Origin of the sequence: Oceanisphaera psychrotolerans, assembly GCF_001870485.1 — a bacterium.
Taxonomy (GTDB): domain Bacteria; phylum Pseudomonadota; class Gammaproteobacteria; order Enterobacterales; family Aeromonadaceae; genus Oceanimonas; species Oceanimonas psychrotolerans.
This window is the reverse complement of the sequence record NZ_MDKE01000011.1, coordinates 147,205-161,698: the sequence shown is the minus strand read 5'-3', so window position 1 is coordinate 161,698 and position 14,494 is coordinate 147,205. Positions and strand designations below refer to the sequence as shown.

The 14,494-nt window shown below is 61.2% G+C and carries 10 protein-coding genes and 1 pseudogene; 8 read left to right on the top strand and 3 right to left on the bottom strand.

The features are described 5' to 3' along the window. The first annotated feature begins 31 nt into the window (after positions 1 to 31). From hppD to BFR47_RS19045, 3 genes are all read left to right on the top strand, one after another. Complete coding sequence (gene hppD / locus BFR47_RS04930; RefSeq protein WP_071472027.1) at positions 32 to 1,123, top strand: 4-hydroxyphenylpyruvate dioxygenase; 1,092 nt, start codon at positions 32 to 34, stop codon at positions 1,121 to 1,123. A 173-nt stretch (positions 1,124 to 1,296) separates the two neighbouring features. Then, positions 1,297 to 2,184: a sodium-dependent transporter gene (locus BFR47_RS19050; protein WP_281245943.1), complete on the top strand. Its 888-nt coding sequence runs from the start codon at positions 1,297 to 1,299 to the stop codon at positions 2,182 to 2,184. Positions 2,185 to 2,189: 5 nt separating this feature from the next. After that, positions 2,190 to 2,663, top strand: coding sequence for an SLC5/6 family protein (locus BFR47_RS19045; RefSeq protein WP_281245942.1), 474 nt, complete (start codon positions 2,190 to 2,192; stop codon positions 2,661 to 2,663). A gap of 80 nt (positions 2,664 to 2,743) precedes the next feature. On the opposite strand, the gene BFR47_RS04920 is transcribed toward BFR47_RS19045, so the two are convergent. The 3 genes from BFR47_RS04920 to BFR47_RS04910 all read right to left on the bottom strand — a co-directional run bounded on the left by BFR47_RS04920 (position 2,744) and on the right by BFR47_RS04910 (position 6,705). After that, complete coding sequence (locus tag BFR47_RS04920; protein WP_071472026.1) at positions 2,744 to 3,355, bottom strand: LysE family translocator; 612 nt, start codon at positions 3,353 to 3,355, stop codon at positions 2,744 to 2,746. Positions 3,356 to 3,469: 114 nt separating this feature from the next. Continuing rightward, positions 3,470 to 4,834 carry a sigma-54-dependent transcriptional regulator gene (locus tag BFR47_RS04915; RefSeq protein WP_071472025.1) on the bottom strand — a complete coding sequence of 455 codons (1,365 nt, stop codon included), beginning with the start codon at positions 4,832 to 4,834 and terminating at the stop codon, positions 3,470 to 3,472. Next, positions 4,828 to 6,705, bottom strand: coding sequence for a sensor histidine kinase (locus BFR47_RS04910; RefSeq protein WP_071472024.1), 1,878 nt, complete (start codon positions 6,703 to 6,705; stop codon positions 4,828 to 4,830). Before BFR47_RS04910 ends, BFR47_RS04915 begins: the two co-directional genes overlap by 7 nt. Positions 6,706 to 7,017: 312 nt before the next feature. Between BFR47_RS04910 and BFR47_RS04905 the strand changes: the two genes are divergently transcribed. From BFR47_RS04905 to BFR47_RS18520, 5 genes and pseudogenes are all read left to right on the top strand, one after another. Continuing rightward, positions 7,018 to 8,424, top strand: a complete 1,407-nt coding sequence (locus BFR47_RS04905; protein WP_071472023.1) for a cytochrome ubiquinol oxidase subunit I — start codon at positions 7,018 to 7,020, stop codon at positions 8,422 to 8,424. Position 8,425: 1 nt separating this feature from the next. Then, positions 8,426 to 9,415, top strand: coding sequence for a cytochrome d ubiquinol oxidase subunit II (gene cydB, locus BFR47_RS04900; protein WP_071472022.1), 990 nt, complete (start codon positions 8,426 to 8,428; stop codon positions 9,413 to 9,415). A gap of 282 nt (positions 9,416 to 9,697) precedes the next feature. Then, positions 9,698 to 12,694, top strand: a complete 2,997-nt coding sequence (locus tag BFR47_RS04895; protein ID WP_139215100.1) for a GAF domain-containing protein — start codon at positions 9,698 to 9,700, stop codon at positions 12,692 to 12,694. Then, positions 12,694 to 13,551: pseudogene (locus tag BFR47_RS18525) on the top strand (response regulator); the annotation flags it as partial. The gene BFR47_RS04895 and the pseudogene BFR47_RS18525, both read left to right, overlap by 1 nt. A gap of 185 nt (positions 13,552 to 13,736) precedes the next feature. After that, positions 13,737 to 14,462, top strand: a complete 726-nt coding sequence (locus tag BFR47_RS18520) for a putative bifunctional diguanylate cyclase/phosphodiesterase (RefSeq protein ID WP_342713621.1) — start codon at positions 13,737 to 13,739, stop codon at positions 14,460 to 14,462. Positions 14,463 to 14,494 lie beyond the last annotated feature (32 nt).

Below are 14,494 nucleotides of genomic sequence, written 5' to 3'. Positions count from 1 at the left end.
AGTGCCACCACCACGGTGAAGGAGAATCATCATGGTATCTAAAGCCGTTCATACCGACACACCGGCCATCTGGGAGAATCCCATGGGTACCGATGGCTTCGAGTTTGTGGAATACGCCTCGCACCAGCCCCGGCAGCTGGCAGAGCTGTTCGAGCGGCTGGGCTTCGTGGCCATCGCCCGCCATCGCAGCAAAGACGTGACCCTGTATCGCCAGGGCGATATCAACTTCATTCTCAATGCCGAACCCAACAGCCGGGCGGCGGAATTTTCCCGCCTTCACGGCCCCGGCGCCAACGCCATGGCCTTTCGGGTGAAAGACGCGGCCGCCGCCATCAAAGAGCTGGCGGCCCAGGGCGCCACTGTGGTGGAGTCCGGTGCCGGCCCCATGGAGTTGCAGATCCCGGCTATCGAGGGCATCGGCGGCTCCCTTATCTATCTGGTGGATCGCTATGGCGATCAGAGCATCTACGACGTGGACTTCAGGCCCATGGAAGGCGTCGATCCGCACCCCAAAGGCGTGGGGCTGACCTATATCGACCACCTCACCCACAATGTGGCCATGGGGCATATGGATCAGTGGGCCGGTTTCTATGAAAAACACTTCAACTTTCGTGAAATCCGCTACTTCGACATCGAGGGCAAGCTTACCGGGCTGCGTTCCCGGGCCATGACCAGCCCCTGCGGCAAGATTCGCATTCCGATCAATGAATCCGCCGACGAGAAGAGCCAGATCGAGGAGTTTCTGCAGCAATACAAGGGGGAAGGGATCCAGCATATCGCCCTGGGCACCGATGATATCTACCGCACGGTGGAAATGTTACGTGACGGCGGCATGAGCTTCATGGTCACCCCCGACACCTATTACGAGCAGCTCGACGCCCGGCTGCCGGGGCACGGAGAGGATCTGGCCCGCCTGCAGAAAAATCACATTCTGATGGACGGCGCCCCTACCGAGGGACAGGGCCTGTTGTTACAGATCTTCACCGATACGGTGATAGGGCCGATTTTCTTCGAAATTATCCAGCGCAAGGGCAATGAAGGCTTCGGTGAGGGAAATTTTCAGGCGCTCTTCGAGTCCATAGAAGAGGATCAGATCCGTCGGGGGGTGTTGAAACGGGAATGATCCCCGTATCCGAGAGTGATGGAGTTATCATAAAACTGAATTTTCCACTTCTGACCATTTTTTATCTTAGTCATTAATGGCAGACTAGCAGGACATGTTGTCAGCTAATCTTTACACCTGTTGTGAGGCGTGGCTGGCATTTTTTGTGTCCAGTAACAGGAGTGGCAGTACCCGTGGCGGAGAACAATCAGCAGGCTGGCAACCCGGCCCAGTGGTCCAGCCGTTTCGCCTTTATCATGGCGGCGGTGGGGTCGGCAGTTGGGTTGGGGAACATCTGGAAGTTTCCCTATATTACCGGTGAAAACGGCGGTGGCGCCTTCGTGCTGGTGTATCTGGCCTGTATCGCCGTGATCGGCCTGCCGCTGATGATGGCCGAAGTGATGCTGGGGCGGCGCGGCGCCAAGAGCCCCATCGGCACCATGACCTCGGTGGCGGCCTCCGAAAGGCGCAGCAGGAGCTGGGCCGGCATCGGTATCATGGCGACCCTGGCGGCGTTCCTGATCCTCTCCTTTTACAGCGTCATCGCCGGCTGGACCATGCCCTATATCTTGTCGGCGGTCAGCGGTGAATTCAGCGGCATCGCGGCGGAAGAATCCGGCGCCCTGTTCGGCGGTCTACTGGCCTCGCCGGGTGAACTGCTGCTGTGGCATTCGGTCTTCATGGGCCTGACGGTGCTGGTTTCGGCCGGCGGTGTACGTCATGGCCTTGAGCGGGCGGTGACCAAACTGATGCCGGCGCTGTTTGTGCTGCTGCTGATCCTGGTCGGCTATGCCATGACCTCGGGTCATTTCGGTGAGGCGGTCGGCTTCCTGTTCAAACCCGACTTCTCCGCGCTTACCGCCGAGGCGGTACTGGTGGCCCTGGGCCATGCCTTCTTTACCCTGAGCCTGGCCAGCGGTGCCATGATGGCCTACGGCGCCTACCTGAAAAAAGACGTGTCCATCGCCCGTACCTCGGTGGTGGTTGCGGTCATGGACACCGGCGTGGCGCTGCTGGCGGGACTGGCGATCTTCCCCATCGTCTTCGCCAATGGGCTGGAGCCGGGCGCGGCCCGGGGCTGATTTTCGTGACCCTGCCGGTGGCCTTCGGCCAGATGCCCGGCGGCAGTTTCTTCGCCACCCTGTTCTTCGTGCTGCTGCTGTTTGCTGCCTGGACCTCGTCCATCTCCATGCTGGAGTCGCTGGTCAGCTACCTGAACGAAAAAGGCGTAAACCGGGTGAAGGCGGCGGTGACTGGCGGCCTGGTGGCCTGGCTGGTGGGTATCACCACCGTGCTGTCGCTCAACGAATGGTCCGGTTTTACCCCACTCGACATGTTCGCGCGCTTCGAAGGCAAGACTCTGTTCGACCTCTACGACTACCTGACGGCCAACATCATGATGCCGCTCGGCGCATTGTTTACCGCCATCTTCGTGGGCTGGAAGATGAAGCCGGCGCACTCGGCCGCCGAGCTGGGCGGCTGGCACCGGATCTGGTACCCGGTGGTGCGTTATATCTCACCCATCGCCCTGTTGGTGGTGTTCTATTTCAACCTGAAATAACGCCGCTTCATGATGCAAAAAAACCGACCGGTTCTGTTGAGCCGGTCGGTTTTTTTATGGGCAGGATAGGGGGCCGGGACTCAGCGCGCCAGCGGCAGCCAGCCGCCGAGCAGCACGAACAATCCGGCGCAAATGCGGTTGAAGCGACGTCCGCTCCGGACCAGCCAGGCACGGGTGCGCTGGGCGAAGCTGGCAATAAAGACTTCGGTCACGAATTCGGTCAGCGCGAAGGTCGCCGCCATCATCACAAACTGGAGAAACAGCTCGCGCTCCGGATCGATGAACTGGGGCAGAAAGGCGGCGAAAAACAGCACCGCCTTGGGGTTGGTCAGGGCCGACAGCAGGCCCTGACGAAACAGGGAGCCGCCGCTGCGATAGCTGCCCTGCTCATGAGGATCGGCACTGGGGGCAGGCGCCCGCCACAGCTGAATACCGAGCCAGATCAGGTAGGCCCCGCCGATGACTTTCAGGGCGGTAAACAGGGTGGCGGAAGCCTGCAGCAAGGCACCGATGCCGAACAGCGACAGGGCGATGACGATGGTAAAGCCGAGGACGCCGCCGGCCACGGTAAACAGGGTTCTGCGCCGACCGTAGAGGGCGCCGTGGGTCAGCGCCAGCAAGGTGTTGGGGCCGGGAGTGAGCGACAGGCCAATCATCGCCGCCAGAAAGATAAACCAGGTGTCCAGTGCCATTGGTAGGTCTCACAAAAGTCTGAGGATGGTGCAATATAGCAGCAATATCCATCATGCCGTAACCCCTCTCCGAGCGGGCAGGTGTCGGGATACCGTCGGCTCCCCGAAGGGGGCTTAAAGTCCATACCGCTCTATCTTCTTCAGCAGTCCCTGGCGCGACAGGCCCAGTGCCTGGGCGGCGTGGGTGCGGTTGTGGTCGAATTTGGCCAGAGCCTGGCTTATCAGCGAAATTTCCAGCGCCCGTACCTGGGCTTCCAGGCTGTCGCCGGGATGGGCGAGGGAATCGCCGGTTGATGGCTGGGCATCCGGGTAGAGCAGGGCGATGTCTTCCAGGGTGATGATGCCGTTTCTGGCGATGGCGGCCACGCTGTCGAGGGCGCTTTTCAGTTCGCGCACATTACCCGGCCAGCGGCGTTGAATGAACCAGTGGAAGGCGGCGGTATCCGGGTGCAGGGGCGCCTGACTGCCGCCCCGGGCCTGCAGCTCCAGAAAATGACCGATCAGCAGCGGAATGTCCTCGGGGCGTTCGTCCAGCGGGCGGGTTTCGATGTTCACGCCCTTGATGCGGTAGTACAGGTCTTCCCGAAATTCCCCCGTTTTTACTTTTTCGGGCAGATCCGCGTTGGTGGCCGACACCAGCCGCACGTCGATGGTTTCCAGGCTGCGGCCGCCCACCGGGTAGAAACTGCCTTCCTGCAGCACCCGCAACAGCTTGACCTGCATCGCCAGCGGCATTTCACCGATTTCATCCAGAAACAGGGTGCCGCCATCGGCCAGCTTGAGCAGGCCGTCGCGGGCCTTGTCGGCGCCGGTAAAGGCGCCCCTGGTGTGGCCGAACAGCTCGCTTTCCAGCAGCTCGGCGGGAATGGCACCGCAGTGCACCGAGATAAAGGGGCCGGCGGCACGACTGCTGAGTGCGTGCACCGCCTTCGAGATCACCTCCTTGCCGGTGCCCGACGGGCCGGTGACCAGCACCCGCACGTCGGTGGGGGCGATGCGGCTGACCAGGGCGCGGATGTTGTTCATCGACGGCGAGGCGCCAATCAGGGTCTCGAGCCCCTGCTGGCTGCCTTGTTGGTGCTTGAGGCTGTTGAGTTCGCGCACCAGCTGATGTTTGGTCAGGGCGCGTTTGACCACCACCGCCAGCATGTCCGGATCGATGGGTTTGGCCAGAAAGTCCCAGGCGCCCTGGCGCAGGGCTTCCAGCGCCAGTTCCCGCTCGCCGTGACCGGTGAGGATGATCACCGGCCGGTCGATGAAACGGGGCAGCGCCGCCAGGGTGTGTTGCGGATCGAAGTGGGGCGGCAGCGACAGGTCGAGCAGGATCAGGTCTGCATCGAAGTGGGTCAGTTTCTCGCTCAGCTCGTCCAGGCTGGCGCCGGTACTGACCTCGTGGCCTTCGGCCTCCAGCCACTGGGCGCTCAGGGTGCGAAAGGCGGGCTCGTCGTCAATCAGCAGGATGCGGGGTGGGTTCAACATGAGCTGTCCTCGGGAAAAAAGAGTTCGAAGGTCACCGGCCAGCCCAGGTCGCTGCGGTGACGGATACGGCCGCCGTGGGCATCCATGATCCGGCGTACGATAGACAGCCCCAGGCCGCTGCCGCCGCTGCGCTTGCCGACGAAGGGGCGAAACAGGTGGTCAAGCATGTCCTGGGCCACCTCGGGCCCGTTATTGTGCACCAGCACCACACCGGGCCGGGCGCCGTTTTCGATGCGGATCACCCCGTCGGGTCTGTTGCGCACGAAAGCGAGGGCATTGTCGATCAGGTTGACCAGTACCTGTTGTAGCCGGTAGGCATCGGCACAGATCCGGGTGTGCTCGGGCAGCGCGCACTCGAAGCGGGTATGCTGCCAGTCGAACTGGGGCCGCAGGCTCTCCAGCATGGCCTTCAACGGTATGGACTGGCGCTGTACACCGATGTTGCCCGAGTAGGCGAGCATGTCCGAGATCAGCCGGTCGGCGCGCTTGAGCTGGGTCTGGATCATGACCTTGCGCTCGGGCTCCAGCCCGGCGGAGGCCATGGAAATGATATTGAGCGGGTTGCGCAGCTCGTGAGCCATGGCCGCCGACAGCCCCCCCAGCTCCACCAGATGTTGCTCCGACAGCCGTTTGCGCTCGGCTTCCGCCAATTGCAGCGAACGCTCCAGCAGGCTGCAGCGGGTGGTCAGCAGCGAAGCGAACACCTCTGCCGCCAGTCGAAGCCCGGGGGTAACGTCTTCAAAGCCCTGCAGCCGGGATTGCCAGCCCAGGTGCTGATGGCGGCAGAGAACGCAGGGGCCTTCGATCTCTTCGGTATGGGAAGGACGATCGCCATCCAACAGCAGCAGTACCCGCACCGGCTGGCCCATCTGGCGGACCAGTAGTTGCTCTGCCGCCGCGCTCAGTTCGTTCCAGTGCCTGGCCTCGGCCAGGCGGTTGAGCCAGGTGTCCAGCAGCCGTTCGTTAAGCCGGCTGCCGGGATAAATCAGCCGTTCCACCAGCTTGCTGACCGGCTGATACAGTACCAGCGCCAGCATCAGCAGCAGCATGGAATAGAGCCACAGCTGCCACTTGGGCACGTTGGCCAGCGCCTGCATGCCGAACTGGGCGGCCATGGAGCTGAGCAGGGCAATCAGCCCCATCACCAGTGCCGTCATCAGTATCCACAGCAGCGCCCGGTTGGCCCAGGCGTTGACCTCCAGCATCTGATAACGCACCACGCCATAGACCAGCAACACCACATAACTCGGCAGCAGCAGCATGGGCCAGGGATACCAGTACAGGCCGAGGGAGGGGAAGATAAAGCTGGTGGCCAGCCAGAGCCCCCAGGCGCCGGCGGCGAACATGGCGGCGATGGAGCGGCGTCGGTTGCCACGATGCACTCGCCAGCCCCACAGCAAGAGGGCGTGGGCCAGCACCCCGATGCCGATGGTGTAGGCGATGTTGAACCAGCCGGCGCCGCTGAACACAAAGTAATGGCTGAAGGGACCGAAGGCGATGATGTCGCCGCCGCCCATGGCCAGGCTGACCACGAGCACCAGCAATGCCGCCAGATAAAACAGGCCGCGTCGGCGGGCCAGGTGGTCCAGCCAGGGCCGGTGTCCCGCCCCCTGATTGACGAAGCCGATGGCAAAATCGAGGAAGAAGGTGGGCATCAGCGGGTTGGCGAGGATCAGCATCTTGCCCAGCCGTTCCCAGCCATAAAACACCGACACATGACCGCTGCACCACAGCGCCATCATGATGCCGAAACCGGCCAGCGCCTTCATGCTGCGCCGGCGGCGGGCACGCCAGAACAGCCAGGCCGACACCAGCAGGGCACAGCCGCCGGTGAGCAGCATCATCAGTTCGAAAGCAAGATCCAGCGCCATACAGGCTCCCGTATGTAAACGTCGTTGACACTTTAGCGGGCAATGACTGTAAACCCTGTTGTCAGTCGGGGCAAGTTTTGGTCGTTTTTTGATTCAGGACAAGGCGGGTGCAGGTGATTTTGTTTATGGCATGGTTTGTGCTTTGTATGTGCTCAGCTGTGATTCAGTCAAGATCGTATTTCACTCAACAGGAGAGCACTCATCATGGATATGACCACCCTGGCACTGGAATTTTCCGCCGTTTTCATCGTTCTGATCCTGGCCACCCTGCCTGCGGCCGTTAACCGTTTTCAACGTCGTTAAGGAGACAAGATGGAATTAGATGCCGCCATACTGTCGCGAATCCAGTTCGCCTTTACGGTCAGTTTTCATATCATTTTTCCGGCCATCACCATCGGCCTGGCGACGGCCATCGCCATCTGGGAAGGACTCTGGCTGAAAACCCGTAATCCGGTTTACTTTCAACTGGCCAAATTCTGGATCAAGCCCTTCGCCATCACCTTCGGCATGGGGGTGGTCAGCGGCATCGTGCTGTCGTACGAGTTTGGTACCAATTTCTCTCGTTTTTCCGAGATCACCGGCGCCGTGCTGGGGCCCTTGCTGGCCTATGAGGTATTGACCGCCTTCTTCCTGGAGGCCGGTTTTCTCGGTGTCATGCTGTTCGGCTGGCAGCGGGTAGGGGAAAAGCTGCACTATTTCGCCACCTGCGTGGTGGCGCTGGGAACCTGGATTTCGGCGTTCTGGATTATTGCCGCCAATTCCTGGATGCAGACCCCGGCCGGTTATGAAATCGTGGACGGCCGTTTCGAAGTAGCCAGCTGGATGGAGGTGGTCTTCAATCCCTCCATGCCCTATCGCCTGGTGCACATGCTGCTGGCGGCCATGCTCAGTGCCACCTTCGTGATCGGGGGTGTCAGTGCCTGGTATCTGCGTAAAAACCGCGATGTTGCCTTTGCCCGCAAGGGGCTGTCGATGGCGTTGTGGGCGGCACTGGTGCTGGCGCCGCTGCAGGCGGTGGTGGGTGACTTTCACGGCCTCAACGTCAAGGAGCATCAGCCGATCAAGGTGGCGGCGATGGAAGGCATCTGGCCCGAAAAAGAAGCCGGCGCCCCGCTGCTGCTGTTTGCGGTACCCGACATGGAGGCCGAGACCAACCATTTCGAGATCCGGATCCCCAAGCTGGCCTCGTTGATCCTCACCCACGAGCTGGATGGCGAGCTGCAGGGGCTGAAATCGGTGCCCGCCGACGAGCGTCCCTATGTACCGCTGGTGTTCTATTCCTTTCGGGTGATGGTCGGCCTGGGCGTGCTGATGATCGGCGCCGCCCTGTGGGGGCTGTGGCTGCGTCGCCGTGGCGGCGGTTTCGAAAGCCGACCCTTCCTGCTGCTGATGACGCTGCTGATCCCCTCGGGAGTGATTTCGACCCTGGCCGGCTGGTATGTGGCGGAAGTCGGTCGCCAGCCCTGGCTGGTGCACGGGCTGGTACGCACCATGGAAGTGGTGACGCCATTGCCGGCGGAACGGGTGCTGTTTTCCCTGACCCTGTTCGTGCTGACCTACAGCCTGCTGTTTTGTGTCTACCTCTATTTCATGGCCAAGCTGGTTCGCAAGGGGCCGCCCGATATGGTGCATCTGGAACAGCACATGATTGGCGTCAATGCGCCCGGTTACGCCCTGGCCTGGGTGAAGAAACTGCAACACGACGTGGTGGAGGATTAACATGGATCTGGCGCTGTTTTATTACTTGTTACTGGGCTTTGCGGTGCTGATGTACGTGGTGCTGGACGGTTTCGACCTCGGCCTCGGCATCCTCTATCCCTGGTTCAGGAGCGAAGACGAGCGGGATCACATGATGCGCTCCATCTCCCACGTGTGGGACGGCAACGAAACCTGGCTGGTGTTTGGTGGCGTGGTGTTGTTTGCGGCCTTTCCCGCCGCTTACGCGGGCATTCTCTCGACCATGTATACGCCGATCATCATCATGCTGATCGGGCTTATCTTTCGTGGTGTCGCCTTCGAGTACCGCTTCAAGTCGCACCGCTCCAAGCCCTGGTGGGACACCTCCTTCTTTCTCGGTTCCACCGTGGCCACCTTCTGTCAGGGCGCCATCCTCGGCGCCGTGGTACAGGGCGTGGAGGCAGGGGAGCAGGGTGCGCTGGACTGGTTGACCCCCTTCAGCGTGTTCACCGGTTTTGCGTTGATGGTGGCCTATGCCCTGCTGGCCTGCTGCTATCTGGTGATGAAAAGCCGGGGGCAGATCATGGCGCGGGCCGCTCATCTGGGCCGCCAGCTGGTGCTGATCATCATGGCGGTCATGGTGGTGGTGAGCCTGTGGACCCTGTACGCCAACACCGAGGTACGGGTGCGCTGGTTTGACGGTATCAACTTCCTGCTGCTGTTGCCGCTGCCGTTGCTGAGCGGCCTGTTCGGCTGGCTGCTGTATCGGGATCTGGATGGCAAGCCCCACGAGACCCGCCCCTTCTGGCTGGCGGTCGGCCTGTTCGTGCTCGGTTTTGCCGGCCTGGTGGTGGGGCTGTTTCCCTACCTGATCCCGCATCAGCTGACCCTGTGGCAGGCCAGTGCCCCGGACTCCAGCCTCAGGTTCCTGCTGCCGGGCATCTTCATTTTCCTGCCCTTGATCTGCGCCTACACCCTGTGGGGCTACCGCATTTTTTCCGGCAAGGTCGAGGACTTCGAAGAGGGCTACTGATGATGGCAAGCAACAATAAGGGCTGGCTGTGGTTTGCCGCTCTTTATCTGGCCGGTGTGCTGGCCGTGACCCTGGCGGGCATGGCCATCAAGCTGGCGCTCGGCATGTGACAGCGAGGCTCCTTCGGGAGCCTTTTTTGTGGGAAGCGGCCAGGTCGCCATGAAAACGAGAAAACCGGGTGACATGCTCCACATGAGCACGAGAAAACGTTAAAGTCCCCGTGATGACCGCCGAAGTACCCTTAATGGTTTGTACCCCCAGACTCCACACTGCCGGAATTTTATGATTAGTCCCCAGTTCCCCGAAAATGAAGTCGCAAGACTGGCCCGGCTCCAAGAGCTGCATTTACTCGACACCTCGCGGGAGCCGGCGTTCGACCAGCTGGTTGAGCTGGCCGCGCAGTTGCTACGGGTGCCGATGGCGCTGATCTCGCTGGTCGATAAGGATCGTCAGTGGTTCAAGGCCAGCATCGGCATCGGCCGTTGTGAAATCGGACGAGATATCTCGTTTTGTGGTCATATGATGGTCAGCGATGAGTTGCTGGTGGTGAACGATGCCCTGCAGGATCCGAGGTTTGCGGATAATCCCCTGGTGACCGGCGAGCCGGGGATCCGCGCCTATGCGGGTTGTCCGCTGAGCCTGGAGCCGGGGGAGATACTGGGCAGTTTTTGCGTGGCCGATACTCAGCCGCGTTGCTTTTCTGCCGCCGAGCTGCGGCAGCTTAAGTTGCTGGCGTCACAGGCCACAGAGTTGTTGCGCATGACGCAGCAGCAGCGACTGTTGAGCGAGCAGGACAGGATCAGCAGTCACCGGCTGGCGCGCTACGAAGCCATCACCAAGGGCGCGGCCGCCGGCATCGTCCGCATCGACGGCGGCGGTCTGATCCGGGAGATCAACGATTATGCACTCACGCTGCTCGGGTACCGGCGGGACGAGTTGCTGGGGAAGAACGTCAGTTGCCTGATGCCGGAACAGTGGTCGGTGCATCACGATCACTACCTGCGAAATTACATCGACAGTGGCGAGGCCAAGGTCATCGGCAAGGGACGCAAGGTGGCGGCTCTACACAAGGACGGTCGTCAGGTGCCGGTACATCTGGCGGTGGGGCAGGTGATGGATCCGCATCATCCCGGACGCATGGAGTTTATCGGCATACTGACGGACCTGACCGAGATGCATCAGGCCGAACAGCGCGAACGGGAAGAGCGGGCCCTGCTGCGTTCCATCATCGATGCCAGTCGGGACCCGATTTTTGCCCGGAGTCTCGAAGGGGAATACCTGATTGCGAACCAGGCCAGTCATGATGTGATTCAGGCGCATGGTGCGGACGTCAGGGAGCTCAGGGCCGAACATTTCTTTGGCGAAGAACTGATGCGGCAGGCGCGGGAATGCGACCGGCGGGTCATGGCGACGGGGCAGTCCGAAAGCCTGCTGTTATCCCTCTCTCCCAAGGTACGATTCGATGTGACCAAGTCGCCGTTGAAGGATGCGGAGGGGCAGATCCGGGGCGTGGTGAGTGTGGCGCATAACGTCAGCGAGTTGTGGCAGGCCACCAGTCTGCTGGAAAAACAGCAGCAGTTGCTGAGCGTGCTGCACAGGGGGCTGACCGATTACTCTGCCTTGATGTCCGGCAACCGGTTGTGGCCTTTTCTGCAGGAAGCCCTGCGTGAACTGACCGGCAGTGACTATTCGCTGATCGGCGAAGTGCTGCCGACCAACGGCCAGCCGGCACTGAAAATTCATGCCATCAGCGATTTGTCCTGGAACGAGGAGTCGCGTCAGCTGATGCATCGCTTGCAGGAAGGCAACATGCTGCTGACCAACCCGGACAGCATGCTGGGACAGTGTTTTGCCCAGGGCAACATCGTGCTCAGCAATCGGATGGGCGAGGATGAGCGGCGCGGTGGCTTTCCGCCCGGGCATCCGCCACTGCACAATTATCTTGGCGTCCCCATTCTCGACGATGGCACCGTTATCGGCATGTATGCCATCGCCAATGGCCGGGAAGACTATGACGACGAACTGGTGGCCTGGCTGGAGCCGTTTACCTCGACCTGTGCCCTGTTGATCAACCTGTATCGACAGTTGAACGAGCGCGAGCAGTTTACCGAGCAGCTGCGTCAGGCTCGGGACGAGGCCGAACGGGCCAGCCGGGCCAAGAGCGAATTTTTGTCGTCCATGAGCCACGAGCTGCGCACGCCGCTCAATGCCATCATGGGCTTTGCCCAACTGCTGCAGAGCAACCGACGGACGCCGCTTAATGAGCGGCAGCAGCGGCAGGTGGAACAGATTTACAAGAGCGGGACTCATCTGCTCAACCTGATCAACGAGGTGCTGGATCTGGCCCGGATCGAGGCCGGGCGGATCAACATGTCGCTCGAGTCCATCCTGCTGAAAGAGGTGATCGACGACGCCTGTGACACCCTGGCTCCCATCGCCCAGCAACAGGGCCTCGATCTTGAAATCACGAGCTCGGTGGCCGATGCCCCGGCGGTGTCTGCCGACTACACCCGGCTGAAACAGGTGCTGATCAATCTGATTTCCAATGCCATCAAATACAATCGGCCTCGGGGCCGGGTGGAAATCGGGTGTCGCCGTGAGCCCGATGCATTGCGGGTGCTGGTGCGCGACACCGGCTTCGGTATCGATCCCCAGTATCTGGAACAACTGTTTCAGCCCTTCAACCGGCTGGGGGCCGAAAACGGAACCATTGAAGGGACCGGAGTGGGGCTGGCCCTGACCAAGAGTATCGTCGAGCAGATGGGCGGCAGCATCGGACTGGAAAATCACCCGGGAGACGGCTGTGAATTCTGGTTCAGCCTGCCGCTGGCCGCTCCTTCCCTGAAGGGAAAGGCGGCAGAGGAATTGACGGAGCAAGCCGGGCCCGAGCCGGTTGAAGGCCAGCCCTGCTCGGTGCTGTATGTCGAAGACAACCCCGCCAACCAGCGGCTGATGCTGGAGGTATTCGAGGAGCGAAAATGGATCCACCTCGACTGTGTTCATTCGGCGGAGCTGGCCTTTGAAATGGCCTGTTCGACGCCCCCGGATCTGATCCTGATGGATATCAACCTGCCCGGCATGAGCGGGTTCGATGCGGTTCGCCTGCTCGCTCGTCACCCGCAGACCTGCGCCATTCCGGTGGTGGCGCTGTCGGCCAATGCCATGCCGGAAGACATCAAGAATGCCATGCGGGCGGGGTTCAGGGATTACCTGACCAAGCCGATCGATATTCCCCGCTTGCTGGCGCTGCTGGACTCGCTGCAGGAATCGCCCCACTGATGCCGGATATTGCCCTGACCTATACCGATGCCGACATTCTGGTGCTGGACGACAACCCGGTGAATATTGAGCTGCTGCTCAGCATGCTGGAAGACCATGGCTATCATTGCCTGCGCGGCGAGACCGATCCGCGCCGGCTCGATACCCTGCTGCAGGCTCGGATGCCCGACCTGCTGCTGCTCGATATTCGCATGCCCTATCTGGACGGTCATCAGGTGCTGGAGCGGCTGAAAACCCGGTGGGGAACCCTGGCGCCGCCGGTGATCGTACTGAGCGCCCAGACCGATGCCGATACCCGCCTGAAGGCACTTGGCCTGGGGGCGCGGGATTTTCTGCCCAAACCCTTCGATCAGTTTGAGGTGCTGCAACGCATTCACAATACGCTGGAACTGCATTTTCTGCTGCGTCAACGCAGCAGCCGGGCCGAGTTGCTGGAAGAGCTGGTCGAGCAGCGCACCGCCGAATTGCACCGTCTGTCACTGACCGATCCCATTACCGAACGACCCAATCGTCGTGGCCTGATGGAGCGACTGCAGCACCGTGTTCAGCAGCAGGCCGGGGCCGTGGTGTACTTTATTGCTCTGGAAGGCATGGACGATATTGCCCGGCTGCATGGCTATGGTGTGGCCGAAGCCCTGAGCCGGGCGCTGGGCGAGCGCTTGCAGCAACAGCTGGGCGATGAGCTACGAGTGTCTGGTGTCTGGGGCAGCAATGAATGGCTGTTGCTGGATCTGGTCGATCCGGCGCAGGTCACCCTCGATCCGCGAGCGACCGAGCTGGTGGCACTGGTGAGCCGGACTTTCGAGGTCGAGCAACTGCTGCTGCATCTGGGAGCCCGGGTCGGCGTCAGCCATACCGGTTTTCCTCATCAGTCGGCCGAACACCTGATCAGACTGGCTTCCATGGCGCTGCCGGCAGAAAACAATCACTGGCAATGTTATCAGCCGGAGCTGGAGCAGCGGCTGCTGTTGCAGAATCGCTACCGTCAGGCGCTGCGCCTGGCCATCGATAACAACGAACTGTTTCTGGTCTATCAGCCAAGGTGGATCTCGGCAGCGGTCGGGTGGTTGGGGCCGAGGCGTTGCTGCGCTGGAGCAACCCCGAGCTTGGCTTCGTCTCGCCGGTGGACTTTATTCCCGTTGCGGAAGCCAGTGGTGAAATCCTGCGTATGGGAGACTGGGTCATCGATACCGCCATCGGCCAGCTCGAGCAATGGCTGGAGCGGGAACAGGTGACACCGGGCTTCAAGGTGGCCGTCAATGTGGCGGCGCTGCAGCTGATGCAGCCCGGCTTTGCCGATAAGCTGGTGACGCGCCTGCAGCGAAGCCGGTTGCCGCGTGGCGCACTGGAAGTGGAAGTGACCGAATCGGGGCTGATGCAGAATGTCGAACTGGCGCTGTCCCAGCTCAGCCTGCTGGCGGAGCAGGGGGTCGATATCGCCATCGATGACTTCGGTACCGGTTATTCATCGTTGTCCTATCTCAAGTCGCTGCCGGTGTCGGTGCTGAAAATAGACCGGGCCTTCGTAAACGAGATGGACACCGACAGCCAGGATCGACGACTGGCGGAAACGGTGATCAACATGGCCCGTAATCTGGGCTGCGTGACGGTGGCCGAAGGGGTGGAGCGGCTCGAACATATTGAGTTGTTGCGGGAGATGGGCTGCATGATGGTGCAGGGATACTGGTATTCACCGCCGCTGAAACCGGACGTCTTTATCGATTATTACCGGCAGCATAATGCCGGTGACACGGGCCGGAAGGGATAACCGGAGCAGGTTCCCACGCCGCGCGTGGGAAC

Coding starts and splice junctions, on each gene's coding strand:
- cydB (WP_071472022.1), top strand. CDS start 8,426: ATGGATCTGGCGCTGTTTTATTACTTGTTACTGGGCTTTGCGGTGCTG.
- BFR47_RS04910 (WP_071472024.1), bottom strand. CDS start 6,705: ATGGCGCTGGATCTTGCTTTCGAACTGATGATGCTGCTCACCGGCGGC.
- BFR47_RS04915 (WP_071472025.1), bottom strand. CDS start 4,834: ATGTTGAACCCACCCCGCATCCTGCTGATTGACGACGAGCCCGCCTTT.
- hppD (WP_071472027.1), top strand. CDS start 32: ATGGTATCTAAAGCCGTTCATACCGACACACCGGCCATCTGGGAGAAT.
- BFR47_RS04905 (WP_071472023.1), top strand. CDS start 7,018: ATGGAATTAGATGCCGCCATACTGTCGCGAATCCAGTTCGCCTTTACG.
- BFR47_RS04895 (WP_139215100.1), top strand. CDS start 9,698: ATGATTAGTCCCCAGTTCCCCGAAAATGAAGTCGCAAGACTGGCCCGG.
- BFR47_RS04920 (WP_071472026.1), bottom strand. CDS start 3,355: ATGGCACTGGACACCTGGTTTATCTTTCTGGCGGCGATGATTGGCCTG.